We start from the raw sequence: 26,143 nt of genomic DNA, 5'->3' as shown, positions 1-26,143 counted from the left end.
GCCAGTGAGGTAGAAGATGACCGAACTCGTCCACGTCACCGTCGACGCCGGGGTGGCGACCATCGAGCTGGACTCGCCGAAGAACCGGAACGCGCTGGGCCGCACACTCGTCGAGCAGCTGCTCGGCGGGTTGCGCTCGGCCGCCGACGATCCCGACGTGCGCGCCGTGGTGCTCACCCATTCCGGCGGTACCTTCTGTGCCGGTGCGGATCTCAGCGAGGCCCTGGCGTCGGGGATGTCCGTCGAGGACGCCTCGGCCCAGGGCACCGGCTCGATGATCGAATTGATGCGCACCATCATCGAGATGCCGAAACCGGTCATCGCACGCATCGACGGACATGTACGCGCGGGCGGGTTCGGTCTGATCGGAGCCGCCGACATCGTGCTCTCCGGGCCGTCGTGCACCTTCGCGCTCACCGAGGCGCGGCTCGGCCTGGCACCGTCGGTGATCTCGCTGGTGCTGGTACCCACGATGACCGCCCGTGCGGCGGGACGGTACTTCCTGACGGGCGAAACCTTCGATCCGGCAACCGCCGTCGAGATCGGCCTGGTGACACAGGCTTTCGAGTCGTCCGAGGACCTCGCCGACGCCGTGGACACGGTGCTGCACGGCATCCGCCGGGCCTCGCCGCAGGGGCTCGCGGCGTCCAAGGAACTCACAACCACAAGCCTGCTGTCCTCCTTCGATGAGCTCGCCACTCGCCGCGCAGCCGAATCGGCGGCCCTGTTCGGTACCGACGAGGCTCGCGAAGGCATGACGGCCTTCTTGTCGAGGCGACGCCCCGCCTGGGACCTGACCGAGGATTCGCGGTGACGGCGAGCACGCGCAAGACGGGCGTCACCCGGGAGCCGCAGCAGGAACGGTCCCGTATGACCCGGGACCGGCTGCTGGCGTCGGCGATCGAGGCCCTTGCCAAGGACGGCTGGGCGGCGGCCACCGTGGCAGCGGTTGCCGAGCGCGCGGGTGTATCCAGAGGCGCTGCGCAGCACCACTTTCCCACGCGCGAGGCCCTGATCACGGCAGTCCTGGAGCAGATCTTCGAGGACATGACGGTCTCGGCGAGGATCGCGGAGCAACCCGGTGAGGGTGATCGGGTCGCCGCGACCATCGAACGTGCGGTCGCGGTCTATACCGGTACCGAGTTCAAGGCAGCCCTTCAGGTGTGGGCGGCGGCCGCGTCGGATCCGGCCTTGCGTGAACTCATCCTGCCCATGGAGGCGAAGTTCGCCCGCGCTGCTCACCGGATGGCGGTCCAGGCGCTCGACCCGAACGGCACCAACCCGGATGCGCATCGCATCGCCCAGGTCACGCTCGACCTCGCGCGCGGTCTCGGTCTCGCCGACACCTTGTCGGACGATTCCAAACGACGTGCCCAGGTCGTGGCGACGTGGACCGAATTGATGACCGCAGCACTGGATTCGGGTGGTCGCGACTGATCTCGGTCGCGTGGGCCGGAGCCGCACCGGTCTCACACACTGTGGAATTGTCAAGGAACGCGAACAGAACCCTGGCGGGCGTCAGGCTGCGACGGTGTCGGCGGTAAGCGTGCGCCGGTTATAGGCGGGCCGTGGCCGACGCCTGGAGTCGACCGTCGCGGGCGGGATGAGCCAGGGATGGCCGTCGAAACCGATGGTGACATCCCAACCGTTGTGGTGGATGTCGGCGTGGCAGGCGGGGCAGAGCAAACATCCATTCGACAGGCGTGTATCACCTCCTTCCGCCCAGTGGACGATGTGGTGGGCGTGAGTGCGATGGGCAGGCGCCCCGCATTTGATGCAGCCTCCGTCGCGGACGTAGAGGGCCCGGCGCAGGTGAGCGGGGAACAACCTCTTGTCGCGGCCGATGTCGATGGGTACCCGCTCATCATCGACGATCATCATCGCCACGGAGGAGTCGCAGGTGAGTGCCTGCAACGTGGCTGCGGTCACCGACCCCATGAACTGCAGGGAAGCCAGGTCCGGTGTGTCGGCCGGGACCGTCAGAAGTACCTGGGTGCGTGGTGGGCTCGCCGCGACGTCGGTGGCACGCGCAGCGATGTCCAGCACGGCCTCGAGGGCGTCGGCCCGGCGTCGATCAACTGATCGGACGTCAGCGGAACCATCCGGTTCCGCACGTGGTGCGGATAGTGATTCGATGGCCGCAGTGAGCTTTTCGCCGACTTCGATGTCGAGATCGGCGCGCACCTGCAGCCGGCCGTCGGTCGTGATGGTGTGGTTCAGCGCGTTGAGGTTGCGGTCCTCGGCGGCGGGCAGACCGCCGGTATCGGCCGCGTGCCGGTTGCCCAGAACACGCGCATGAGTGGTGATCTCGGCCGGGGTGGCTCCGGAGAAATGTTGGGCGAGAAGGTTTGTCATGTGATTGAGACGCACGGACTCGTCCATCGGTTCCGCCGATCTGTGGGCGAGGTGCGACATTCCGCGGCCGATGGCATCGGCGTGCTCGGAGCTGACAGCGCCATCGCGGGCATGATCGCGTAGGGCGGGAAGATCGGCGGTCGCGATTCGGATCAAGCGATTCGCAACGGCGGGAGCGAATCCGAGAGAGATCACCAGCTCCCGCGTGGCCATGCCGTGTTGCCGTGCCATACCGTGGCGGTCGATGTGACCGATCACAGTTGTCGCGTGATGCTCGATGAGGTTGCGGGCCAGGGCGATAGAGCGGAGCATCGCGGTGAGATCGGGAAACGAGGAGGATTCGCTCGGGGTGACGTCGGATGCGGGATCCAGGGCGTGGAGGTGGTCGATGATCGATTCGAGTGTGGTGACGGTGGACATGGCATCTCCGGTCGGTGAACGGTGCTCGGTGCAACAAGGCGTTCGTCATCGTTCCGGCCCGCGTCACTCGTATGACGGTGGTCAATACGGTTGATGCGGTGCGACTTCCATCGTCTGATCCTGCCTGGTTTCACCATACCGCGGCGGTATGACAGAACCGGGCGGAGCGCAGGGCCGAACGGGTTTGTCGGACCCCCGGGCTACCGTGGGACACAGCAGGATCGAGAAAACGAGATGCAACTGCGATCTGATGACGTCCACCTGCACACTCCCCGTCAGCGATGAGTTTCACCGCGGCGGTGAGTCGTACTTGTTGTCCAGCACATAAGGAGAAAGGCGCCATCATGGCACGCAAGGTCGTCGCACACCTGTTCAATTCGATCAACGGGGTCGTCGAGTCCCCGCACCTCTGGCAGTTCGACAGCTTCGGCCCGGAGGAGGGCGAGATGATGGATGCCACGATCGGTGGCGTCACCGACGTCATCATCGGTCGCAAGCTCTGGGAGGAGTGGTCGGAGTACTGGCCGACCAGCGACGACGAATTCGGCCAGTTCATCAATCCGGTGCGCAAGCATGTGGTGTCGTCGACGCGCAGCGGCGAACTGGACTGGAACAGCGTGGCCATCGACGGTGACCCCATCGACTATGTGAAGGCGTTGCGCGACAACGGCACTGACGGTGACATCACCGTGGCGGGCGGTGTCGAGACGGTACGCAGCCTCTTCCTGGCCGGCGTGATCGACACCCTGACCCTGACCACACACCCGGCCATCGGCGAGGGTCGTCGACTCTTCGACGAGTCGGTGCCCATCACGAGGCTGAAGCTGGTCGACTCGACGGTGACCCCGAAGGGGAACGCGGTCCTCACCTACGCGCTGAACGACTAGATCGCACGGACCGGCCGCCCTCCAGAAGGGGAGCAATGGAGGGCGGCCGTGAGTGTCGAGGATCAGCTGTCGTGAATGATCACGCCACGAATGTTCTTGCCGTCGCGAAGATCCTGGTAGCCGTCATTGACCTGATCGAGGGTGTACTGCTTGGTGATGAGCTCGTCGAGCTTGAGTTCACCCGCATCATAGAGTCGCAGCAGTTTGACGATGTCGTACTGCGGGTTCATCGATCCGAACAGCGAACCCTTGATCGTCTTCTGATTCAGGGTGAGATCGGTGCCCGACACCTGCACCGTGAGCTTGGTCGGGTCGGCCAACCCGGTGATGACCACCGTGCCGCCCTTGCCGATCACCGCGGTGGCGGACGCAACGGTCTCGGCGTCGACGGTGCCGATGAGGATGAGTGCGGCATCGGCGCCCTGGCCCCAGGTCAGCTCGTTGACCTTCGTCGCGGCCTCCTCGGCGGTGGCGAACGCATGCGTCGCACCCATCTTGAGTGCCGCATCGCGCTTCATCTCGACCGGATCGACGACCACCACGTACTTGCACCCCGCCGACACGGCACCTTGTACGGCGTTGATGCCGAGGCCGCCGATGCCGTAGATGACCGCGGTGTCACCGGCGCGCAGGTTGCCGGCGTTGACAGCGGTGCCCCAGCCGGACGGTACGCCGCAGCCGACGAGGACCGCGGTCTCCAGGGGAAGCCAGTCGTCGACCTTGACAACCGAGTGCTGACTGATGGTGGCGCGCTCGGAGAAGGTGCCGAGCATGCACATCGCGCCGAAGTCCTGTCCGTCGGCGTGGAACCGGAACGTGCCGTCGGGCATCGACCCCTCGAGGATGGTCGCACCCATGTCACACAGGTTCTGTCGGCCGGTCGAACAGTAGCGGCAGATGCCGCAGTTGGGGATGAAGCTGCAGACGACGTGGTCGCCGGGCTTGACCTTGGTGACGCCGGGGCCGACGGCCTCGATGATGCCGGAGCCCTCGTGGCCGCCGACGATCGGATAGCGCGGCGGCAGATCGCCGTCGGTGAGGTGCAGGTCGGAATGACACAATCCGGCCGCGGTGTACTTGATGAGGACCTCGCCCTCGCGGGGCTCGTCGAGTTCGAGTTCGATGATCTCGAATTCCTTGCCGGGTCCGGTGAGGACGGCGGCCTTGGTGGTGATCGACATATGTGTGCTCCTATCGGGGGTGGGTGCTCAGAGAGCGATGTTGACGGCCTTGGTCTCGGTGTACAGATCGATTGCGGCGCTGCCGAGTTCACGGCCCCACCCGGATTGCTTGAAACCGCCGAAGGGCATCGCGGTGTCGAAGCCGTTGTATTGATTGACCCACACCGAACCCGCCTTCAGGTCGCGGGCGGTCTTGTGGGCCTTGGACAGATCCGTGGTCCAGATGCCGGCGGCCAGACCGTAGATGGAGTCGTTGGCCGCGGCCGTGACACCGGTCTCGGCGTCGAACGGCATCGCCGCGACGACCGGTCCGAAGATCTCTTCGCGGACGATCGAGAAGTCCGGTTCCACGTCGACGAAGACGGTCGGCTCGATGAAGAAACCCTCATCGCCCCAACGCTTTCCGCCGGTGAGTGCCCGCGCGCCGTCGGCGAGGCCCGCGGACAGGTAGCCGGACACCCGGTCGAACTGTTCCTGGCTCACCAGTGGGCCGAGTTCGGTGGCGGGATCGAGCCCCGGACCGATTTTTGCCTGCGACGCCGCCTCGGCGACCGCCGCGGTGAAGTCGTCGAAGATCGGGCGCTCGACGTACAGCCGGGTACCGGCGACGCAGCACTGTCCGTGATTGAACATCCAGGCGGCCACCGATCCCGCGACGGCCTTCTCGAAATCGGCGTCGGCGAACACGATGTTGGGGCTCTTGCCGCCCAGCTCCAGCGACACCTTCTTCAGGTTGCCCTTGGCGGAGTCGACGATCTTCTTGCCGACCTCGGTCGATCCGGTGAACGCGATCTTGTCGACGTCGTCGTGTGCGGAGAGAGCGGCACCCGCATCGCCGAATCCGGTGACGATGTTGACGACACCGGGCGGGAAGCCCGCTTCCTCGAAGATCTCACCGAGCATCAGCGCGGTGAGCGGTGTCTGCTCGGCGGGCTTGAGAATCACCGTGTTGCCCGCGGCCAGCGCCGGCGCCAGCTTGAACGCCGCCATCAGCAGCGGGAAATTCCAGGGCACGATGAGTCCGCACACGCCGACGGGCTGGCGGAGCGTGTACGCGTGGAACTGCCCGTCGGGGACGAACGGCATGGACACATTGACGGTGCTGCCGGTGATCTTGGTGGCCAGCCCGGCGTTGTAGCGGAAGATGTCGGCCGACCACGCGGTGTCGACGGCGGTGGCGATGGTGGCTGCCTTGCCGTTGTCGAGCGCCTCGAGCTGACCGAAGTCGGCTGCCCGCTCGGTGAGCAGATCGCCGACGCGCCAGATGAGCCGTTCGCGCTCATTCGCTTTCATGCGCGTCCAGGGACCGTCGTCGAAGGCCTTGCGGGCGGCGCGCACCGCACGGTCGATGTCGGTCGCGTCGCCGTACGCGACGGAGGTGATCGGTCGCCCGGTGGCCGGGTCGATCGTCTCGAAGGTTCGTCCGGAGGCCGCCTGCACCCATTCACCCCCGATCAGCATCGGGCGGTCGGTGGAGATGAAGTCCCGGACACGGGGCAAGAGTTCGGTGGCGACAGCGGTCATGAGAACCTCCTGGGAGGGCGTGGGCTCGTCGGCGCGGGGGCGCGGTGATCCGGGTCACGTCTGTGACCTATGTCATTTGTGCCATGTGTCCGGGGGTGCGGAGTGTTCAGAAACTGAACACTCGGCCGCGTGTGGCGTCGCGCTTGCGGCAGACCGGCAGGTCGCGGACGATATCGGGATGGGGAGCAGCGCCGGACGGGGTGTCGTCGCGCACGATGAGACGCTCGTTCATCTGAGGCGGGCGCGGGATCACGCGGACGCCCATTTCGAGAAGCCGCTCGACCTGGCGCAGCTCGCAGCCGTCGCCGGGATCAGCAAATATCACTTCCAGCGGCTGTTCATCGCCACCTACGGGATGTCGCCGGCCGAGCACTTGTCCCGCAGACGTATCGAACGTGCCCAGGATCTTCTCCGCGCAACCAATCTCACGGTCACGGAAATCTGTGTGGCCGTGGGCTACTCCAGCCTCGGGTCATTCAGCAGCAGGTTCCGGGAGCTGGTCGGCGAATCGCCCACGCGGTTCCGCGGCCGATACGCCGACGGTGCGCCGCGCATCCCCGGCTGCCACCTCTTCATGGCGGGGCTCGCCGAACGGTACGTCGAGCCGGAGTGACGTGGCAGAGCCGGAGTGACGTAGTGGAGCCGGAGTGATGTCGCAATCGAGGAGAAGCGAGATCCGTTGCGCCTCGCTAGTTTCGACCCATGATCACAAATATTTCATTGGTGTCCGTGTGGGTGTCCGATATCGACGAGTCGCTCGCGTTCTATACCGACGTACTCGGATTCGAGCCGAAGGACGATCTGACGCTGGGGGAGGACTTCCGGTGGTGCACCGTCGCTCATCCCTCTCAGCCGGAGATCCAGGTGCATCTCACCACTCCGAGTAAGCCGCTGTCCGACGACCTCATCGCCGCCATGCAACGCGCCCAGCGGGAGGGAGGACTGCCGGGACTCGGTCTCGCCGTGGACGATTGCCGGGCCACCTACGAGGAACTGAAGGCGAAAGGCGTCGAATTCCTGCAGGCGCCGGAGGAGCGTCCCTACGGTGTCGAGGCGTTGATGAGGGACAACTCCGGTAACTGGATGGTCCTCGTCGAGCACCGCGACTACACGCCGGAGGACTTCGACGGCGTGGACATGGGCTGACCTCTCCGCGCGACGCACCCGCCCGGCGTCAGCTGCGAATACCCAGCGCGCGTATGCGCGAGTACAGGGTGGTGCGGCTGATGCCGAGTGCCTTGGCGGCGTGCACCTTGTTGTGCCCCGCGGTGTCGAGTGCGTCGATGATCGCCTGGCGCTCGGCCTGTTCGAGGCCGGCCAACCGGGCCGCGCGGCTCGTGGTGCGGTAGCGGGCCGGTAGATCGTCGAGGTCGACCCGGCGTGACGCGCGATCCCGCGCCGCCGCCGCGGCCTGATCGATCACCACGCGCAGTTCCGTCAGGTTGCCCGGCCACTCCGCGGAGGCGAGGGCATCGGCGGCCGCGGCACCGATACTCATCCCGGAATCGCCGTCGTCGAGCATGCGCTGGGCGACCGAGACGATGTCGGCGGGGCGCTGCCGCAACGGCGCGAGATCCAGCCGGTCCCGGCACACCGCGATCAGCGCGTGAACCGACGGGCGCGCGGCGGCGGCCGGTCCGGTGACGATCAGCAGTGCGGGCGCATCACCGTCGGGATGAGTTGCGATCTTGTGTAACAGGGCGATCGAGGATTCATCGAGCAGATCGGCGTCGTCGACGAGGAGGGTGCGGCCGAGTTCGCGAGCGCGGCCGACGGCCGCGGTGAGATCGACGCGTCGTGCCGCGACGACCGAGGCCGCGACATCGACGAGGACATGGTCGCCCGCCTCGGCGACCGCCGCGGTGGATCGTCCGGTGCCCGGATCGCCCGTCACGACGACGGTCCGCGACGTGCGCGGAGGCCGGGGTGCCGCGGGGATCTGATGGACGGTCGCATGGGCGGTCGGCCGGAGCCGGAAGAGCGCGGCGTGCGAGATCCCGGAGATCCGTTCCACGACGACCTCGACGGTGCGACCCGACCCCAGCGTCAGGACCAGGGTGTCGGTGTCGGACGACTCGGCGGCCAGCAGCCGCAACGTCCCGAAGTCGGCGGGACCGAGCAGGTCCGCGGCGAGCGCGTTGGTCAGTTGGAGGTCGTCGCCGATCGCGGCGACCGCGATGTCGCGGCGTGGTGCGGCGCGACCGAACGCATCCATCAGTGCTCGCTGATCGGCGCGTGATCGATCGAGCAGACGATCCTGGATGCCCGCGACGAGCCCGTTGACGAACGGTGCGGACAGCGGATTCGACCGCGGACCGACCTCGGTCATGCAGATGATGCCGACCAGTCGCCGGGTCGCCGGGTGGATGATCGACTGTCCGTAGCAGCTCAGCGATTTGAACTGATCGAGATAGTGTTCCTCGCCATTGATGGTGATTCCGCCGCGCACCTCGGCCGGAGTGCCGAGGGCGGTGGTGCCCATGGTGTCCTCGGCGAACGTCGCGCCCTGTGCCGCCCCGAGTCCGTCGAGGGTGCGTTCGACGGCGACGCCGGAGAAGACCCGTGACACGAGGCGGCAGTCGTGGTCGACGAGCAGCAATGCGGTACCGGTGTCGGCGATCTCGTCCCCGGCCGTCCGCAACACCGGCCGGGCGGCGTCGAGCAGCGGATCCGCGGACGCGAGATCGGCGATGACGGGTGACGGCCGATCGTCGGGGGCGAGTCCGGACATCGCGGAGCGCCGCCACGACTGTGCGATGACGGGGCGACGTGGGTGAACCTCGGGCACCCCTCCACTGTGGCACAGATCACCGTCGCCGCGGTCGTCGGTCGGCACCCTACAGTGGACGCATGCGCGTCGCGACGTGGAATGTGAACTCGGTCAAACAGCGGATTCCGCGGCTGCTGCCGTGGCTCGACGAGCGTGCACCGGACGTGGTCTGCCTGCAGGAGACGAAGCTGTCCGACGATGCCTTCGCCGATGAACTCGGGCCCGAACTCGAGGCCCGCGGATACGCCTTCGCCCACGTCGGGCAGGGGCAGTGGAACGGCGTGGCGCTGCTGTCGAAGGTCGGCCTCGAGGATGTGCGCAGCGGATTCGACGGTGTGCCCGGCTACCCGGACCCGGACGGCCCGGTGGAGGCGCGGGCGGTCTCTGCCGTCTGCGGAGGCGTACGCGTCCATTCGCTGTACGTGCCCAACGGGCGCTCCCCGGATTCCGACCATTACCCTTACAAACTCGATTGGCTTGCGCGCCTCCGAGATTCGGTCGCCGACGATGCCGCGTCCACGATGCTCTGCGGAGACATGAACATCGCGCCGACCGACTCCGACGTCTTCGATCCGGCCGCGTACGTGGGGCACACCCATGTCACGGCACCGGAACGGCAGGCCCTCGCCGACCTCGAGGCGCTCGGCCTCCGCGACGTCGTCCGCGACCGCTGGCCGGACGACCGGGTCTTCAGCTACTGGGACTACCGCGCGGGCATGTTCCACAAGGACCTCGGTATGCGGATCGACCTGATCCTCGCCGGCGGACCGATCGCGGAACGCGTCGCCGCCGCCTGGATCGACCGGCAAGCCCGCAAGGGCACCAAACCCAGCGACCATGCGCCGGTCATCGTCGATCTCGACGAGGCCCCGGACGGCGACATCGGTCCGGTGGTGCCGCCGCCGTCGAATCCGGCCAGGCGTGGCGCATCGAAGGTGCGGTTGCCCCAGTCGACGGATGCCGATGACTGAACGCGGGGTCTCGCGGAAGCGGCCGCTCCGCTATCGCTGGTCGGCGTGGCGCACGGTGTTCACCGAACGTCGGGGCGGTCCGCTGCCGGCGCGCAGTGCGGCGTCGCGGCTCTCGGCCTTCGTGTACGGCAACATCCTGGTGCTGGCGGCTGTCGTGGTGCTCACCGCCCACTCCATCGAAACCGGGCGGGCCGCGCTGATCGTCGCGGGGACCGGCCTCACCACCTACATCGCTCACGTCTTCGCCGAGATCATCGCGCACACAACGGTTCCCGAGGCGCATCAGTCGCATGATTCGACGGAGACGAACATCCGGGAGTCGATACTCGAGGAGATGCGCGACGCGTTGCCGATCGCATCGTCGGCGACGGGTCCCACCCTGATCCTGGTGATGGGGTGGTTCGGCTGGTTGTCGCCGACCGTCGCGCACCTTGCCGCCGGAGCGGTCGTGGCGCTCCGCATCGCGTCGATACCCCTTGTCGCCGAACGCATTCGCGGCAATCCGGGCGGAATGAAGGTGCTGGTGGGCGGCCTGATCGTCGCGGCGCTCGCGGCGGGTGTCGTCGTACTGAAGGTCGTCCTGGCGCACTGACCCGCGGGACCCTGATCATCCGAATGGACGAATCGCGGGTGACACGCGACGCATACGGCCCGTCGGCTGCCGGTTTTGTCGGACGTCGCCGTTAAGGTTCAGCCAATTCTCAACATCAGTTGAGAGGTCCTCTGAACCGGAAGACGGTCATGAAACACTTTCAGCGCATCCTCGCCGCCGTGGCGATGCTCACCGCGGGCGCACTCGTGGTCCCGTTCGCCACGGCCGACGCGAGCCCGGCGCGCGCCGCGGCACCCCATCTGATGGCGGCGTTCTCGGCCGATCACCAGAACGTCATCGCGACCCTGCGGGACGGCATCTTCCGTCCGAACGCCGCGGGCACCGAACTACAGGTCGTCGACGGGCGGGGCCGTGTGGTCGACGCGATGCCGCTGTCGGGCACCATCGACGGATTCCGTGTGCCGCTGCGCCATTCGGTCAGCGCCGACAAGCGGACCGCGACCTTCGCGCCCGTGGTCAGCCCCCGGTACCGTCATGTTCTCGATGCCGCAGCACACGATGCGGCGAAGAAGCAGCAGGCGAAGCCGCGCGCCAAGCGCATCACCAAGGCGCAGCGTTACGACATGATGTGGAAGGAACTGAACGCGGGCTGGAAGGGCAACACCCCGCTGTCCACTCTCGTCGGCGGACTGATCGGATTCCTCGTGTTCGGCTTTGTCGGCGCAGGCATCGGTGCGGGCATCGGCGCCTACCTCGGCTACCAGACCTCGAATCCGAAGGCCTGGCCGTCGGTGGTCAAGTGGTGGAACACCCCGTAGCAGGCGAGTAGCCGGATCGGGCCGTATCGGATGCGTACGCATCGGGTGCGGCCCGATCACGTTTCACGACGCATCATCGCCGTGCCGCGATCAGCGCGCCGGATCGCCCACGAGTGCGTCCTCGCTGGTCACCGTGACGTCATAGCCGTCGCCGTTCCTGGTGAACACGATCACCGACCAGTAGTCGTCCTCGGGCCAGAAACGCGCGTTGGCGGGCAACGAATCACTCGGTACACCAACGGCTTTCGCGAACTCCTGCGCCAGTTGGGGGATGTGGTGGTGCTCCCAGCACACGATGACGTTGCCGTCCGCCGGCATCAGATGATCGACGACGAGTTGCTCCTCCTCGCCCTTGGGGACCGGCGTGCGGACGGCGAGAGACAGTTTGTGGGCCAGCGGTGCGACCGTGACCGTCGTCCGATGGATGGGGGTCTCCGAACCGTAATCCGGGGCGAAGACGTGTTCCGGGGTCGTCAGCGGCTTCTCGGCGCCGGCGCCGAAGATCGTCGCCAGCGCTCCGGCACGCTGCCAGCCGCGCGGCAGCAGGGAATGTTTGCAGTGACGGCCCTCGATGTCCACGCCGTGGGGCGGCGGCTTCTGTGGCTCGTCGGCAGGCTTCTCGCCGTGGCGGATGATCATCACTGTCGCGGGACCGTTCATGGTCCACGTCTACCAGCAACCCCGGTATGTGTCAGCGCAATTCGTGCACGGGTCGATCGCCTCGCGTGCCCAGCCACGCGATACCGCGTGCCATCAGGGCCATCCCCGCGAAGACCACGACGAGGGAGATGCTCATCGAGAGATAGCCCTGCTCCCTGGGGTCGATGAACGGGTACGGGTACCAGTCGACGACAGGTCCTCGGATCAGCGTGTAGACGCCGTACGCGAGGGGGAACGCGAGCCAGGTGAGCCAGCTGCGTTCCGGTAGCAGGCGGGCCCGCACGAGCAGCCAGTCGGCGAGGACGGCCAGCGGGATGATCCGGTGCATGACGTTGTTGATCCACTCGACGCTCAGGTTGACGTCGATGTTCTGCAGCAACAGTGCATATACGATTCCGGTGATCACCATGCAGGTCGTCGCCGCGCCGCGTAGCCATTCCCACGCCGGAGCCGTCGGGGCGACGATCGCACCGATCAGCAGCACCACCACCGCGAGGACGTTGCTGAGAACGGTGAAGTAACTGAAATAGTTGGTGAGGGTGAAGCCGGGATTGTCCAGGCCGGTCTCCGCCTGAACCAGGAGCGCGGAGATGCCGAGCGCGGCGAAGACCGCGCGGAGCAGGCGAATCCACCAATTCGCGGTCACATCGACGATCCAACCACGATGCGGCCGCACCCACGGGCGAAACGAGATCGAGGCACCACCATGACACCCGCACGACCGATCAGCGCTCCCGGCCCGTTGCCCACACGTCTCCTTCCGGTCGTCGGCCTCGGCTACGGCATGGCGCTGGGCACGCTGATCTCCGCGGCACGTCGAGTGCTGGGCTCGACGCCGCGGCCACTCGGGCCCGGAGCAACCATCGGCGTCATCGTCGGTGGTCACATCGGTCTCCTGTCCCTCTGGGCAGGCCGCATATCCGCGTTGGCGACCGTGGTGTCCGGAGGTGTCGCCACTCTCGGTGGAAGTCTCGGATCCCGGCATCGTGCGCTGAACGCGCGGGAACGGGCCCTGGCGGAGCGGGCCTTCGGTGAGCAGGACTGGATCGACCGCGTCGTGCTGACGGATCTCGCCGGACCCCGTGGACGGGCCTTCACCTTTCCCGGCGTCGACGGCCGCACCTATCTCAACCTCGGTGACGCCTACGACGACCCGTCCCGGTACACCTCCGGTGGTTACCCGGCGCCCGGGCAACTGTTCGTCCACGAACTCGCGCACGCGGCCCAGCTCGCGGACGGTCGGTCGTTGCCAGCGTTCCTGGGGGAGGCCGTCGCGCTTCAGGCGCGCGGGGAGCTCGGCGAGGACGTGTACGGAATCGCCGCACATGCCGCCCCTCACGGGCCGGCGGATGCCGAGCCGAATCTGGAGCAGGCGGCGACGCTCATCGACCGTCGGTTCGCGCGCGGCGACGTCGCCGAAGAGCATGCCGTAGCGCGGGATTCGGCCGATCATCGGACTGTCTGAACGACCTGGCCGGCAACGTGACCGGACCTGCGAAATCTGCGGTCCGATCGTGGAATGTCCGCCGCGCGAACGGTGTTGAGAACACCGCGAGATCACCCTCTGTTCACCGAGCCGACCACCGCCGTCGATGTGCGGAATCCGGATTTTGACCTGTGCAAACTCGGTCGGTAGAGTGGTTCGCCGGTGCCCGGCTCACGTTGGGCCAGTCCGCATGCCCTGCATTGGGGAACCGGATTGACAGCGAGACCGCAGTCGAGCGTTTGACACGCCCGACCTCGGGGTAGCGATAACTGTACTGACCAGCATTTCCGTGCTGGTGGGGCGAGTTGCGGAGACTCTCGACAACGGACATTTTCCGAGGTCGCCGGGTTTGCCCGGAGCACAAACCGCGACAACGACAAACTGCATGAACGTCGCCGCACGACGCGGGGACACCTGCCGACAAGAAAGAACATCTGTGCCAACAATCAATCAGCTGGTCCGCAAGGGCCGTCACGACAAGCCTGCGAAGACCAAGACCGCGGCCCTCAAGGGGAGCCCGCAGCGTCGCGGTGTGTGCACGCGCGTCTACACCACCACCCCGAAGAAGCCGAACTCCGCGCTGCGCAAGGTCGCCCGTGTGCGCCTGACCAGCGCCGTCGAGGTCACCGCTTACATCCCGGGTGAGGGTCACAACCTGCAGGAGCACTCGATGGTGCTCGTCCGCGGTGGTCGTGTGAAGGACCTCCCCGGTGTGCGTTACAAGGTCATCCGCGGCTCGCTGGACACCCAGGGTGTCAAGGACCGCAAGCAGGCACGTAGCCGCTACGGCGCGAAGAAGGGCTGATCGAGATGCCACGTAAAGGACCCGCACCCAAGCGCCCCCTCGTCCAGGACCCGGTCTACGGTTCCACGCTGGTCACCCAGCTGGTGAACAAGATCCTGCTGGACGGCAAGAAGTCGACCGCCGAGCGCATCGTGTACCAGGCTCTCGAGCAGGCTCGCGAGAAGACCGGCACCGATCCGGTCGTCACCCTCAAGCGCGCGCTCGACAACGTCAAGCCGACCCTCGAGGTCAAGAGCCGCCGCGTCGGCGGTGCCACCTACCAGGTGCCGATCGAGGTCAAGCCGAACCGTGCCAACACGCTGGCACTGCGCTGGCTGGTGACCTTCAGCCGTCAGCGCCGTGAGAAGACCATGGTCGAGCGTCTGGCCAACGAGCTGCTGGACGCGAGCAACGGTCTCGGCGCCTCGGTGAAGCGTCGCGAGGACACCCACAAGATGGCCGAGGCCAACCGGGCGTTCGCGCACTACCGCTGGTGACAAACGTCGATCGCGGGCCGGCCGGTCCGGCCCGCGATCATCGGCCTTTTGCCCTCGGGTGGACGGTCGGCGACAGAACTCCATTCCAACCTCTAGCGAAAATGCGAGGCGAATAAGTGGCACAGGAAGTGCTGAACGACCTCACGAAGGTCCGCAACATCGGCATCATGGCCCACATCGATGCCGGCAAGACCACCACCACCGAGCGCATCCTCTACTACACCGGTGTGAACTACAAGATCGGTGAAACCCACGACGGTGCGTCGACCACCGACTGGATGGAGCAGGAGAAGGAGCGGGGTATCACCATTACCTCCGCCGCCGTGACCTGCTTCTGGAACAACAACCAGATCAACGTCATCGACACCCCCGGCCACGTCGACTTCACCGTCGAGGTCGAGCGCGCCCTGCGCGTGCTCGACGGCGCGGTCGCCGTCTTCGACGGCAAGGAAGGCGTCGAGCCCCAGTCCGAGCAGGTCTGGCGCCAGGCCACCAAGTACGACGTCCCCCGCATCTGCTTCGTCAACAAGATGGACAAGATGGGCGCGGACTTCTACTTCACCGTGCAGACGATCATCGATCGTCTCGGAGCCAAGCCGCTCGTCATGCAGCTCCCGATCGGTGCCGAGGATGCCTTCGACGGCGTCGTCGACCTGATCGAGATGAAGGCCATCACCTGGCGCGGAACCGTCGAGATCGGCGCCGAGCCGACCATCGAGGAGATCCCCGCCGACCTCGCCGACAAGGCCGCCGAGTACCGCGAGAAGCTGCTCGAGACCGTCGCGGAGTCCGACGAGGCCCTCATGGAGAAGTACTTCTCCGGTGAGGAGCTGACGGTCGAGGAGATCAAGGGCGCCATCCGCAAGATGACGATCAACTCCGAGATCTACCCCGTGCTGTGTGGCTCGGCGTTCAAGAACAAGGGCGTTCAGCCCATGCTCGACGCCGTCATCGACTACCTGCCGAACCCGCTGGACATCGGCGAGATCGAGGGTCACGTCCCGGGCAACGAGGAGGAAGTCCTCACCCGTAAGCCGAGCAAGGACGAGCCGTTCTCGGCGCTGGCGTTCAAGATCGCCGCTCACCCGTTCTTCGGCAAGCTGACCTTCGTCCGCGTGTACTCGGGCAAGGTCGATCCGGGCACCCAGGTCCTGAATGCCACCAAGGGCAAGAAGGAGCGCATCGGCAAGCTCTTCCAGATGCATGCCAACAAGGAGAACCCGGTCGACGACGCGGTGGCCGGCCACATCTACGCGATGATCGGCCTCAAGGACACCACGACCGGTGACACCCTGTCCGATCCGCAGAACCCCATCGTCCTCGAGTCGATGACGTTCCCGGATCCGGTCATCAACGTCTCCATCGAGCCGAAGACCAAGTCGGACCAGGAGAAGCTGGGCACCGCGATCCAGAAGCTCGCCGAAGAGGATCCGACCTTCTCGGTGCAGCTCGACGAGGAGACCGGCCAGACCGTCATCGGCGGTATGGGCGAGCTCCACCTCGACATCCTGGTCGATCGCATGAAGCGTGAGTTCAAGGTTGAGGCGAACGTCGGCAAGCCGCAGGTGGCCTACCGCGAGACGATCCGCAAGACCGTCGACAAGCACGAGTTCACCCACAAGAAGCAGACGGGTGGCTCGGGCCAGTTCGCGAAGGTCATCATCAAGCTGGAGCCGCTGGTCGACGCCGAGGACGGCGCGACCTACGAGTTCGACAACGCCGTCACCGGTGGTCGTGTCCCGCGCGAGTACATCCCGTCCGTGGATGCCGGTGCGCAGGATGCGATGCAGTACGGCGTGCTCGCCGGCTACCCGCTGGTCAACCTGAAGGTCACGCTGCTCGACGGTCAGTATCACGACGTCGACTCGTCGGAAATGGCCTTCAAGATCGCCGGTTCGCAGGCTCTGAAGGAAGCGGCCAAGATGGCCGGTCCGGTGATCCTCGAGCCGATCATGGCTGTCGAGGTCACCACGCCCGAGGATTACATGGGCGACGTGATCGGCGACCTGAACTCCCGCCGTGGCCAGATCCAGGCCATGGAGGAGCGCAGCGGTGCGCGTGTCGTCAAGGCGCAGGTACCGCTGTCGGAGATGTTCGGCTACATCGGAGACCTTCGGTCGAAGACCCAGGGCCGGGCAAACTACTCCATGGTGTTCGACTCGTACGCCGAGGTTCCGGCGAACGTGTCGAAGGAGATCATCGCCAAGGCGACCGGCGAGTAATCACCGGTCCGCCTCGGCGGAATGCGCTGCGGCGCAACAACGTAAATAACCGAAAGACGCTGTCGGGATCCACCCGGCAGAGCAACAACAGTCCAGGAGGACAATCAAGTGGCGAAGGCGAAGTTCGAGCGGACCAAGCCGCACGTGAACATCGGCACCATCGGTCACGTCGACCACGGCAAGACCACGCTGACCGCGGCTATCACCAAGGTGCTGCACGACAAGTACCCGGATCTGAACGAGGCCTCGGCCTTCGATCAGATCGACAAGGCGCCTGAGGAGAAGGCCCGCGGTATCACGATCAACATCTCGCATGTTGAGTACGAGACCGACAAGCGTCACTACGCTCACGTCGACGCCCCGGGTCACGCCGACTACATCAAGAACATGATCACCGGTGCAGCCCAGATGGATGGCGCGATCCTCGTGGTCGCCGCTACCGACGGCCCGATGCCGCAGACCCGCGAGCACGTGCTGCTGGCCCGCCAGGTGGGTGTTCCGTACATCCTCGTCGCGCTGAACAAGGCCGACATGGTGGACGACGACGAGATCATCGAGCTCGTCGAGATGGAGGTCCGCGAGCTGCTGGCCGCCCAGGACTTCGACGAGGAAGCACCGGTCGTCAAGGTCTCGGCTCTCAAGGCACTCGAGGGTGACGCGGAGTGGGCCAAGTCGATCGAGGAGCTCATGGCTGCTGTCGACGAGTCGATCCCGGATCCGGTCCGCGAGACCGACAAGCCGTTCCTGATGCCCGTCGAGGACGTCTTCACCATCACCGGCCGCGGCACCGTGGTCACCGGTCGTGTGGAGCGCGGCGAGGTCAACGTGAACGAGGAAGTCGAGATCGTCGGCATCCGCGACAAGTCCACCAAGACCACCGTCACCGGTATCGAGATGTTCCACAAGCTGCTCGATTCGGCACAGGCGGGCGACAACGCCGGTCTGCTGCTGCGCGGCCTCAAGCGTGAGGACGTCGAGCGCGGTCAGGTCATCGTGAAGCCGGGCACCACGACCCCGCACACCGAGTTCGAGGGCCAGGCATACATCCTGTCCAAGGACGAGGGCGGCCGTCACACCCCGTTCTTCAACAACTACCGTCCGCAGTTCTACTTCCGTACCACGGACGTGACCGGCGTCGTTACCCTCCCCGAGGGCACCGAGATGGTCATGCCGGGCGACAACACCGAGATGAGCGTCGTGCTCATCCAGCCGGTCGCCATGGACGAGGGCCTGCGCTTCGCGATCCGCGAGGGTGGCCGCACCGTCGGTGCCGGCCGCGTCACCAAGATCGTCAAGTGATCTAGGTACCAGCGCATAAGGCGCCCAACCACGAAAGTGGTTGGGCGCCTTTCGTTGTCCGGGGGTGTTGCCGCCAACCGTCGGCCGGGATGGCCCGTCCTGTCATCGGGTGCGGGCCATGCCTAGGCTGGAATGTATGCGTGTACTTCGACGACGGACGCCGGACGGCGAATTGGACGTGGCCGTCCGGGTGACCGGCCACGATCCGCGGGCAAATGCCGGTCGTCCGGTGGTGCTGGTCCACGGTATGGGCGGTGATCATCGGACGTGGCGGCCCACGGCGGCGGCGATCCGCGCCGGCGGACGTACGGTGATCGCACCCGATCTGCGTGGTCACGGACGTAGCGGCCGGTCGTCGGCGTACCGGCTCAACGACTTTCGTGATGATCTGCGGTTCGTGCTCGACGAGTTGTCCGTCGGGTCGGTCGATGTCGTCGGTCATTCGCTGGGGGCGCAGGCCGCGGTACGTCTGGCGATGGCCGAACCGGATCGTGTGCATCGGCTGGTTCTCGAAGAACTGCCACCGATGCCGCGGAACCAGGCGGATCTCGACGAGAAGATCACCGTGGGTTCGTCGCTGGGGGAGCGATTGCGGGGTATCGGTGCGGCTGTCGCAAACCCGTTGCCGCTCATCCGCTTCGATCGTCGCCTCGGTGCCGATATCGGTGCCGAGTTCGAGACCGCTGATCCCGCGTGGTGGGACGGACTGTCGGCGGCAGTCATGCCGACGCTCGTGATCTCCGGAGGTGCGCGCAGCTTCCTTCCGCCCCGGCATCTGCGGACTGTCGCGGAGACCATGTCCGACGGGAGTTTCGCCGTCATCGATGCCGGACATAGCGTGCACCGAGACCGCCGGCCACAGTTCCTCCGTGCCGTCGGGGACTTCTTGTCGATCGACATCGCGTGACTGCCTCCGCGGGTTGCGCCGGCCGTTCGAGGAGTTCGTCGACGAGGTGGATGTGGTTGGTCCGCGGCTTGTCGGGTGGGACTCCGTCGGTGGTGTTGCGTATCCAGCCGTAGCGTCCGCGGTCGGGTCCGGTACGGATCTTGATGGTCGACAGTTGTCCCGATTTGGGGCCGACGAGTCGGTTGTGTGGCGGGCATGCCGGAGCCATGGCGTTGGCATCGGTGGTGCCGCCGTCGGTCCAATCCTGTTCGGCGTGATGCATTTCGGTGTGCGAGAACGGTCGCGGACAACCCGGTACCGAACACCCGCCGTACTGGACGAAACTCATGAACCTCTGGGCCTGATTCGCCAATCGTTTGGCTCGCCCCAGATATAGCGGTTCGTTGGTGTGGTCGGCGAAGACCGCGAGATACATCTGGGCGTCGGCGGCCAGCTTGATGACATCACCGATCGGTAGGTCGGCGCCGGTGGTGGTGTGGCCGAGTCCGGCGCGTTCGCGGAGTTCGGATTCGGTGATCTTGATGATCAGGTGCGGCGGCAGGCCGCGATGACTCTTGCCAAGGATGCCGCCATCGAGAGCACACCGCAGTAGCGCCTTGAAGGCGTCGTGCTGGCGTTCGGCTGCACCGCGTGAATCCCGTTGTGCGGCTTCCTTCACCCGCTCCGGGTCGGCTTCATCGACATGCCCGACCGGCGATTGGTCGTCGTCGGGATTGTTCATGCCCGGTGCGGCCCAGGCGGCCATCACCACATCGAGCATCGCTCGGGTCTCGGGGTCCAGATAGCCAAAGATCTTCGACATCTGCTGCGAGTCCGGATCGAGCACCGACAACCGGCGCCGACGTTTCCGATCCCGCTCATCACTCAAAGAGCCGTCCGGATCGAGATGCGCGAGAATGCGTGCCCCGACCTGTCGGATGCTCTTGGGTGTCAACTCTCGCGCATATTCAGCAAGCGCTGATTCCGCAGCTTGCCGGTCCTCAACGGACACCGCCGCCGGCAGTTTCTTCATCACGTCCAATACCGCGCCGACATGATCGGGGTTGATGGCACCTTCGGCCAAAGCGGCTGCGGTGTCCGGGCATTCGGGATCTTTCACCTCGCCCTGCAAGGTGTAGGTGGGCATCAGTGCGCTCATCGCATCCATGCGACGTCGAAAATCGGTGATGCGCAGTCGGGTGACCATGAAGTCCTGCACCGAACGGCAGCCCGCCGATCGGTGGGCGTCACGATCGGACACATCCATCACCCGCCGATGCCCCGCGAAGGCCATGCGCCGATACAACCGTTCATGCGTCTCAGCGAGGCCCACAAGCTCGGCTTCCGAACATGATTGTGAGGATTCGACGATGATCTCGTCGAGCAACATCTCCAACTGCTCGTACTTGGCCACCAACCCTGGCGACAGTTCAACTGATGCGGTCATATGGTCCACCCCCCGATGCCACGACCTGCGAATAAACTAACGATATCGAACTGATGTTCGAGTGTCAAGCGCTGGCTCAGATTATGGCCATACCTGTTGTGGCCCGAGCGAGCATGGGGCCGCGCGGGTGGTCTCGATATGCGTCGGGCTCGCTGCGCTCGCGCGCCGCTACTCGACCAGCGTTGGGATGCCGCGGCGCTCACGTGGCCGGCGTTGGGATACCGCGACGCTGCTCGACCGGCGTTGGGAGACGCCGCTACTCGACCAGCGTTGGGATGCCGCGGCGCTCACATGGCCGGCGTTGGGATACCGCGGCGCTACTCGATCGCGGGGACGTCGGCGAGCCCGTGGCAGCGGACGAGACGGTCTCGCCACCATTTCTGCCGGTCCGCGGGTGCGCGGATGTCGTCGGGAATGGCCGAAATGTCTTCCGCCGCATACCAACGCGGCCGGACCGTACCGTCGTCGGGGAGAAACGGCGGTGCTACGTCGGCGGTGAACATGGTTCCGGTGCCGAGGCCGCAGGCGTGGTCGAGCGAGGGGAGTGCGGCCGCGGCCGCGACGCCCGCGGCCATGCCGACGGCGGAATCGAGGGCGGAGGAGACGGCCACCGGCAGTCCGATGGTCGCCGCGAGTCGAAGGGTTGCTCGCATGCCACCGAGTGGGGCGACCTTCACGATGGCGATGTCGGCGGCATCGGCGGCGAGCACCCGGAACGGATCGTCGGCGCGGCGGATCGACTCGTCGGCCGCGATCGGTACGGCCACCGCCCGGCGGACTGCGGCGAGCTCGTCGACGGTGGCGCATGGCTGTTCGGCGTACTCGACCTCTCCGATCGCACGGATCGCGACGATCGCCTCGTCGACGGTCCAGCCGCCGTTGGCGTCGATTCGTACCCGCTCGACGACCTCGCGGGCCGCGGCGACGCGGGTCACGTCGTCGTCGAGACTCTGTCCGCGTTCGGCGACCTTGACCTTGGCGGTCCGTGCGCCCGGATACCGCGCCAGGATCTCCGCGACCTGGCCCGCGGGCACCGCCGGAACGGTGGCGTTCACCTCGACGGCCTCGCGAACCGGTGACGGCGGGCCCAGCCACGCGGCCTCGATGCCTGCCGCCAGCCAGGACGCGGCCTCGTCGTCGCCGTATTCGGGAAAGGCGCCGAACTCACCCCAGCCCGCCGGGCCGCGGAAGATCATCGTCTCGCGCGCCATCAGTCCACGAAAACGGGTGCGCATGGGGAGTCGGACGGCGACCGCGGTGGCGAGGAGGTCGTCGGCGGAGGGCGATGCGGGCAATGTCACATCTCCAATCGTTGGAACAAATATTCCACTTCGTCTCATGGTCGGCTAGGCTCTGTCGTCATGTCAGTCAATCAGGACTTCGATCGCGCGATCCGCGAGGCCGAGCCGGTCGTCGTCGAGGATCGCGATGACGACCTGCCCATGCCGCGGCTCGGCGCGGACTCGCTGATCTGGAAGTTCTTCGGGGACAGCCGGGGTGTGCTGGGCTTCCAGCGACTCGCGGGTACCGAGAACTGCATCGAGCAGCTCGGCCAGGCCGTCCTCGATCATTCGGTGATCTTCGACGATTTCCTCGGTCGGGCACGACGTACCGGACCGCCCGTCATGCGTACGGTCTACAGCACCGATCCGCACCGTTGGGGGCGGACGGTCCGGGACTTCCATCGCGACATCAAGGGAACCATCTCCGACGGATCGCGCTATCACGCTCTCAATCCGGAGCTGTTCTATTGGGCGCACGCCACTTTCGTGGATCAGGTCCTGTACATCACCGATACGTTCATCCGTCGGCTCAGCTACGCCGAGAAGGTTCAGATCTTCGAGGAGAGCAAGGTCTGGTATCAGCTCTACGGTGTGAGTTCGCGTGCCGAACCGCAGACGTACGAGGAGTTCGTCGCCTACTGGGACGACATGCTCGACCGTTTCGTACCCCACAAGACGGTGGTGTACGCGACCGGATATCTGCGTCAGGGATTTCCGCGCCCGAAGAAGATTCCCCGTCCGGTGTGGGCGGTGCTGTCGGTTCCGTTGAACGCCGCGGTGCGCACCATCGTGATCGGCACCCTGCCCCGGCAGATGCGTGAGGTCTGCGGACTGGAATGGACCGATCGGCAGGAGAAGCGTTTTCAGCGTTTCGCCCGGTTCATGCGTGCGATCAACCCGTTCGTCAACCGACTGCCCCTCTCGTGGCTGTACGTGCCCTGGGCCTATGAGGCGTGGCGGGAGATCGGCATCGATCCGCGGCCGCTGCACAACACTCCGGCCGCCTGACCCCGTCGCGTGGACCCGCGAGGGTGAACGCGCGCCATGGGGGACTAGATACACATCGCTCTATCTGTTCCAATAGAGGTGGCCGTGAGACCGGCGTCACAAGGTGTCTCAGGTTCGCGCGGTCGGCGGTTCCGAGCGCCCACGGGGGTGGTCGGCGGCGAGTCGGAAATGAGGAGATGGCGATGACAGCGGTGTTTGCCAAGGCCCCGGTCGACAGCGGATTGCTCGAAGTGCCGTTCAACGAGCGCAACGGCATCCTCGAGATGATGTCGATGCGTCGCGACCCGTTCGCGTACTCGGAACGCAAGCAGGCCGAATTCGGCAAGATCTCCGGACTCAACGTGTTCGGCCTGAATCTGGTGACCGCGGCGGGTGCACCCGCCGCCGACGAGATCCTGATGAACCGCGACAAGGCATTTGCCAACGGACCGGCGTGGAGTTACTTCATCGGACCGTTCTTCAACCGCGGTGTCATGCTGCTCGACTTCGACGAGCATCGTCACCACCGGCACATCCTCCAGCAGGCCTTCACGCCCAAGGTCCTCAAGGGCTACATGGCGGAGATGCAGCCGATGATCGCCGACCGGATGAGCCGTTTCCCGACCGGAGACGTCAAGCTGTTCAGTGAGTTCAAGGAACTCACCCTCGACGTCGCCCTCGAGGTGTTCCTGGGGCTCGAACTGCCCAAGCGTGAGGCGGACAAACTCAACAAGGCCTTCATCGAGACCGTTCGTGCCGGCGTGGCCTACGTGCGCAAGCCCGTTCCGGGCGGGCGCTGGTGGAAGGGTCTGCGCTCGCGCAAGGTGCTCGAGGAATTCTTCTACGCCAACATCGCGGCGAAGCGGGCGAAGCAGACCCCCGACCTGTTCTCGGTGCTCTGCCATGTCGAGGGTGACGAAGGGGAGACCTTCACCGACGAGGACGTCGTCAACCACATGATCTTCGTGCTGATGGCTGCCCACGACACCTCCACCATCACGATGACGCAGATGGCGTACCGCATGGCGAAATCGCCTGAGTGGCAGGAGAAGGCGCGCGAGCAGTCGTTGAGCATGCCCGCCGAGCTCACCTACGACGACCTGGGGTCGATGGACGTCATCGATCTGGTCATGAAGGAATCGCTCCGGATGTGCCCACCGGTCCCCGCGCAGCCGCGGATGGCGGTCAAGGACACGTCGATCCAGGGCTACTACATCCCGAAGGGGAGTGTCGTGAGTGTGCCCCAGCTCACCAACCATCGCGATCCCGCGTACTACACCAACCCCAGTTTCTTTGATCCGGAACGCTTTTCGCCGGAACGTGCGGAGGACAAGGGGCATCGCGCGGCCTGGACGCCCTTCGGTGGCGGAGTGCACAAGTGCATCGGGCTGTATTTTGGCCAGATGGAGATCAAGACGATCATGCACCACCTTCTGCGTGGCTACGAGTGGTCGGTGCCCGCCGACTACGAGATGAAGATGGATTACAGCGCACTCCCGGTCCCCAAGGACAAGCTGCCGGTCACGGTACGTCGGCGATGACCCCGGGCGCATCGAACGGCACCGCGGTCGACGACGCCAAGTCGTCGCGCAAGATCCGGAACACCGCAAGCCCCGAGGATCAGGAATCGGCGATCATCAACGCCGCCATCGGTGAGTTCACCGAGGTGGGGGTGCGTCGCGCGAATATGGACGTGGTGGCCGCCCAGGCCGGGGTCAGTCGCAGCACCCTGTACCGGCGCTTCCCCAACAAGGAGGCGCTGCTGGTGGCGGTCGCCAGCGAGGTTTACGAGCAGGGCATGACCCGACTGGAGAAGCGGGTCGAGGGACTCGGCCCCCGCGACGCCCTGGTGGAGGCATTCACCGAGGGTGCGGCGATGGTCAACGAGGATCCGCTAATCCGTCGGCTGGTCCTCACCGATCACGAGATCCGCGACATCACCTCCACGGTGACCACACTCTTCATCGATGTGGTGACCGCTCGCGTTGCGAGCACGCTGCGGCAGGCCGGAGCCGAGATGCCCGACGACGACCTGCTTCGGGCGGTGGAACTCCATGTCCGGCTGGTGATCTCCTTCCTCGAGGTGCCGACGACCGAGGAGCGCCAGCAACCACAGGCGGTCCGGGAACTGGCCGCGACGTTTCTCGCCCCGATGATCTGGTGATCCGCCTGCCGGATCGTCGTTCCGTACCAGCAGTATTCGATTCGCACGTCGCGACGCCGACGTGCACCGACCGAGGAGGAGCAGCCGATGCCGCTTCGTGACCGACTGTCCCGCAAACAGGGCCCCGACGAGATCCGTGCAGCGCTGCGCGGCAAGGTCGTGGCGATCACCGGCGCGGCACGAGGCATCGGATTCGAAACCGCCACGCAGCTTTTCGAGGCCGGGGCGTCGGTCGCTCTCGGCGACATCGACGGCGATGCGGTGGGCAAGGCGGCCGCCGACCTCGGCATCGACGGTTTCGTCGTCGACGTGACCGATCCGGCGTCCATCGACGCCTTCCTCGACAGTGTGGAATCCGCGCTCGGTCCCATCGATGTGCTGATCAACAACGCGGGCATCATGCCGACCGGATCGCTGCTCGACATGGACGAGTCACTGATCCGGCGGACCCTTGAGATCGACCTGTTCGGTGTCATGGCCGGTACGCGACTGGCGGCCCGGCGGATGGTGCCGCGGGGCCGCGGGCAGATCGTCAACATCGCGTCGGTGGCCGGACGCCTGCCGACACCCGGTCTGGCGGTCTACAACGGCGCCAAGGCAGGCGTTATCGAATTCTCCGAGGCCGCGGACGCCGAACTTGAGAGCGCGGGCGTACGCGTCAGCACGGTGATGCCGTCGTTCGCCAACACCGGGCTGATCGAGGGCATCCGGACGACCGGACTGATCACGATCGTCGAACCGTCCGCCATCGCCGAGCAGGTGGTGAAGGTGATCGTCGAACCGCGGGTGCGTGTTGCCGCGCCGCGGTCGCTGGGCTGGGTGGATGCCAACCCGATGCTCTCCAAGCGCTTCAAGCGTGCGACGCAGCGGTGGTCGAAGCTGGACACCATGTTCCTGAACTACGACAAACAACAGCGGGCGGAGTACAACAAGCGCATCGGTTCCTAGG

Annotated in this window: 26 protein-coding genes; 18 read left to right on the top strand and 8 right to left on the bottom strand. The window is 65.9% G+C overall.

Going from position 1 to position 26,143, the window contains the following annotated elements:
• Nucleotides 1-16: 16 nt before the first annotated feature.
• On the top strand, nt 17-814 hold the full coding sequence (locus AC4JJG_RS17550) for an enoyl-CoA hydratase family protein (protein WP_495401753.1): 798 nt from the start codon (nt 17-19) through the stop codon (nt 812-814).
• The gene (locus tag AC4JJG_RS17545) at nt 811-1,437 is read left to right on the top strand and encodes a TetR family transcriptional regulator (protein WP_495401752.1); all 627 of its coding nucleotides are present in this window, start codon (nt 811-813) and stop codon (nt 1,435-1,437) included. Before AC4JJG_RS17550 ends, AC4JJG_RS17545 begins: the two co-directional genes overlap by 4 nt.
• Nucleotides 1,438-1,518: 81 nt before the next feature.
• Here AC4JJG_RS17545 and AC4JJG_RS17540 read toward each other — a convergent pair whose 3' ends face one another.
• On the bottom strand, nt 1,519-2,775 hold the full coding sequence (locus tag AC4JJG_RS17540) for an HNH endonuclease (RefSeq protein ID WP_495401751.1): 1,257 nt from the start codon (nt 2,773-2,775) through the stop codon (nt 1,519-1,521).
• Between the two features lie 344 nt (nt 2,776-3,119).
• Here AC4JJG_RS17540 and AC4JJG_RS17535 point away from each other — a divergent pair, with 344 nt between their 5' ends.
• Nucleotides 3,120-3,662, top strand: coding sequence for a dihydrofolate reductase family protein (locus AC4JJG_RS17535; RefSeq protein WP_495401750.1), 543 nt, complete (start codon nt 3,120-3,122; stop codon nt 3,660-3,662).
• 62 nt (nt 3,663-3,724) lie between these two features.
• Here the strand turns inward: AC4JJG_RS17535 and AC4JJG_RS17530 are convergent, their stop codons facing one another.
• Both AC4JJG_RS17530 and AC4JJG_RS17525 read right to left on the bottom strand, forming a co-directional pair.
• Entirely contained in the window at nt 3,725-4,843 is a 1,119-nt protein-coding gene (locus AC4JJG_RS17530) for an NDMA-dependent alcohol dehydrogenase (RefSeq protein WP_495401749.1), read from the bottom strand.
• Nucleotides 4,844-4,870: 27 nt separating this feature from the next.
• Complete coding sequence (locus AC4JJG_RS17525) at nt 4,871-6,367, bottom strand: aldehyde dehydrogenase family protein (RefSeq protein WP_495401748.1); 1,497 nt, start codon at nt 6,365-6,367, stop codon at nt 4,871-4,873.
• A gap of 178 nt (nt 6,368-6,545) precedes the next feature.
• On the opposite strand from AC4JJG_RS17525, the gene AC4JJG_RS17520 reads away from it, so the two are divergent.
• Both AC4JJG_RS17520 and AC4JJG_RS17515 read left to right on the top strand, forming a co-directional pair.
• Nucleotides 6,546-6,980, top strand: coding sequence for a helix-turn-helix domain-containing protein (locus AC4JJG_RS17520; RefSeq protein WP_495401747.1), 435 nt, complete (start codon nt 6,546-6,548; stop codon nt 6,978-6,980).
• Nucleotides 6,981-7,069: 89 nt separating this feature from the next.
• The gene (locus AC4JJG_RS17515; protein WP_495401746.1) at nt 7,070-7,513 is read left to right on the top strand and encodes a VOC family protein; all 444 of its coding nucleotides are present in this window, start codon (nt 7,070-7,072) and stop codon (nt 7,511-7,513) included.
• Nucleotides 7,514-7,541: 28 nt separating this feature from the next.
• Here the strand turns inward: AC4JJG_RS17515 and AC4JJG_RS17510 are convergent, their stop codons facing one another.
• Entirely contained in the window at nt 7,542-9,098 is a 1,557-nt protein-coding gene (locus tag AC4JJG_RS17510) for a helix-turn-helix domain-containing protein (RefSeq protein ID WP_495401853.1), read from the bottom strand.
• 119 nt (nt 9,099-9,217) lie between these two features.
• On the opposite strand from AC4JJG_RS17510, the gene AC4JJG_RS17505 reads away from it, so the two are divergent.
• From AC4JJG_RS17505 to AC4JJG_RS17495, 3 genes are all read left to right on the top strand, one after another.
• A complete protein-coding gene (locus AC4JJG_RS17505; protein ID WP_495401745.1) occupies nt 9,218-10,108 on the top strand; it encodes an exodeoxyribonuclease III in 891 nt (296 codons plus the stop codon).
• Complete coding sequence (locus AC4JJG_RS17500) at nt 10,101-10,700, top strand: hypothetical protein (RefSeq protein ID WP_495401744.1); 600 nt, start codon at nt 10,101-10,103, stop codon at nt 10,698-10,700. The genes AC4JJG_RS17505 and AC4JJG_RS17500 overlap by 8 nt, the downstream gene beginning before the upstream one ends.
• A 149-nt stretch (nt 10,701-10,849) precedes the next feature.
• Nucleotides 10,850-11,479 carry a DUF8020 domain-containing protein gene (locus tag AC4JJG_RS17495; protein ID WP_495401743.1) on the top strand — a complete coding sequence of 210 codons (630 nt, stop codon included), beginning with the start codon at nt 10,850-10,852 and terminating at the stop codon, nt 11,477-11,479.
• Nucleotides 11,480-11,569: 90 nt separating this feature from the next.
• Here the strand turns inward: AC4JJG_RS17495 and AC4JJG_RS17490 are convergent, their stop codons facing one another.
• Both AC4JJG_RS17490 and AC4JJG_RS17485 read right to left on the bottom strand, forming a co-directional pair.
• Nucleotides 11,570-12,139, bottom strand: coding sequence for a hypothetical protein (locus tag AC4JJG_RS17490; RefSeq protein ID WP_495401742.1), 570 nt, complete (start codon nt 12,137-12,139; stop codon nt 11,570-11,572).
• A 31-nt stretch (nt 12,140-12,170) separates the two neighbouring features.
• Nucleotides 12,171-12,785, bottom strand: coding sequence for a Pr6Pr family membrane protein (locus tag AC4JJG_RS17485; RefSeq protein WP_495401741.1), 615 nt, complete (start codon nt 12,783-12,785; stop codon nt 12,171-12,173).
• 60 nt (nt 12,786-12,845) lie between these two features.
• Between AC4JJG_RS17485 and AC4JJG_RS17480 the strand changes: the two genes are divergently transcribed.
• From AC4JJG_RS17480 to AC4JJG_RS17455, 6 genes are all read left to right on the top strand, one after another.
• Entirely contained in the window at nt 12,846-13,604 is a 759-nt protein-coding gene (locus AC4JJG_RS17480) for a hypothetical protein (protein ID WP_495401740.1), read from the top strand.
• Between the two features lie 457 nt (nt 13,605-14,061).
• On the top strand, nt 14,062-14,430 hold the full coding sequence (rpsL, locus tag AC4JJG_RS17475) for a 30S ribosomal protein S12 (protein ID WP_495401739.1): 369 nt from the start codon (nt 14,062-14,064) through the stop codon (nt 14,428-14,430).
• A 5-nt stretch (nt 14,431-14,435) separates the two neighbouring features.
• Complete coding sequence (gene rpsG / locus AC4JJG_RS17470; protein ID WP_495401738.1) at nt 14,436-14,906, top strand: 30S ribosomal protein S7; 471 nt, start codon at nt 14,436-14,438, stop codon at nt 14,904-14,906.
• Nucleotides 14,907-15,022: 116 nt separating this feature from the next.
• Entirely contained in the window at nt 15,023-17,128 is a 2,106-nt protein-coding gene (gene fusA / locus AC4JJG_RS17465; RefSeq protein WP_495401737.1) for an elongation factor G, read from the top strand.
• A gap of 108 nt (nt 17,129-17,236) precedes the next feature.
• Nucleotides 17,237-18,427 carry an elongation factor Tu gene (tuf, locus tag AC4JJG_RS17460; RefSeq protein ID WP_495401736.1) on the top strand — a complete coding sequence of 397 codons (1,191 nt, stop codon included), beginning with the start codon at nt 17,237-17,239 and terminating at the stop codon, nt 18,425-18,427.
• A gap of 136 nt (nt 18,428-18,563) precedes the next feature.
• Nucleotides 18,564-19,334: an alpha/beta fold hydrolase gene (locus AC4JJG_RS17455; protein ID WP_495401735.1), complete on the top strand. Its 771-nt coding sequence runs from the start codon at nt 18,564-18,566 to the stop codon at nt 19,332-19,334.
• Here the strand turns inward: AC4JJG_RS17455 and AC4JJG_RS17450 are convergent.
• Nucleotides 19,246-20,760: an HNH endonuclease signature motif containing protein gene (locus tag AC4JJG_RS17450; RefSeq protein WP_495401734.1), complete on the bottom strand. Its 1,515-nt coding sequence runs from the start codon at nt 20,758-20,760 to the stop codon at nt 19,246-19,248. The genes AC4JJG_RS17455 and AC4JJG_RS17450 overlap by 89 nt on opposite strands.
• Before the next feature lie 317 nt (nt 20,761-21,077).
• The gene (locus AC4JJG_RS17445; protein WP_495401733.1) at nt 21,078-22,061 is read right to left on the bottom strand and encodes an o-succinylbenzoate synthase; all 984 of its coding nucleotides are present in this window, start codon (nt 22,059-22,061) and stop codon (nt 21,078-21,080) included.
• Between the two features lie 60 nt (nt 22,062-22,121).
• On the opposite strand from AC4JJG_RS17445, the gene AC4JJG_RS17440 reads away from it, so the two are divergent.
• From AC4JJG_RS17440 to AC4JJG_RS17425, 4 genes are all read left to right on the top strand, one after another.
• A complete protein-coding gene (locus AC4JJG_RS17440; RefSeq protein WP_495401732.1) occupies nt 22,122-23,051 on the top strand; it encodes an oxygenase MpaB family protein in 930 nt (309 codons plus the stop codon).
• A 182-nt stretch (nt 23,052-23,233) separates the two neighbouring features.
• On the top strand, nt 23,234-24,571 hold the full coding sequence (locus AC4JJG_RS17435; RefSeq protein WP_495401731.1) for a cytochrome P450: 1,338 nt from the start codon (nt 23,234-23,236) through the stop codon (nt 24,569-24,571).
• Nucleotides 24,568-25,194, top strand: a complete 627-nt coding sequence (locus tag AC4JJG_RS17430; RefSeq protein WP_495401730.1) for a TetR/AcrR family transcriptional regulator — start codon at nt 24,568-24,570, stop codon at nt 25,192-25,194. The genes AC4JJG_RS17435 and AC4JJG_RS17430 overlap by 4 nt, the downstream gene beginning before the upstream one ends.
• 87 nt (nt 25,195-25,281) lie before the next feature.
• On the top strand, nt 25,282-26,142 hold the full coding sequence (locus AC4JJG_RS17425; RefSeq protein ID WP_495401729.1) for an SDR family oxidoreductase: 861 nt from the start codon (nt 25,282-25,284) through the stop codon (nt 26,140-26,142).
• Nucleotide 26,143 lies beyond the last annotated feature (1 nt).

It is taken from the genome of Gordonia sp. B8661-1 (assembly GCF_059427765.1).
This window is presented reverse-complemented; position numbering and strand designations above follow the sequence as displayed.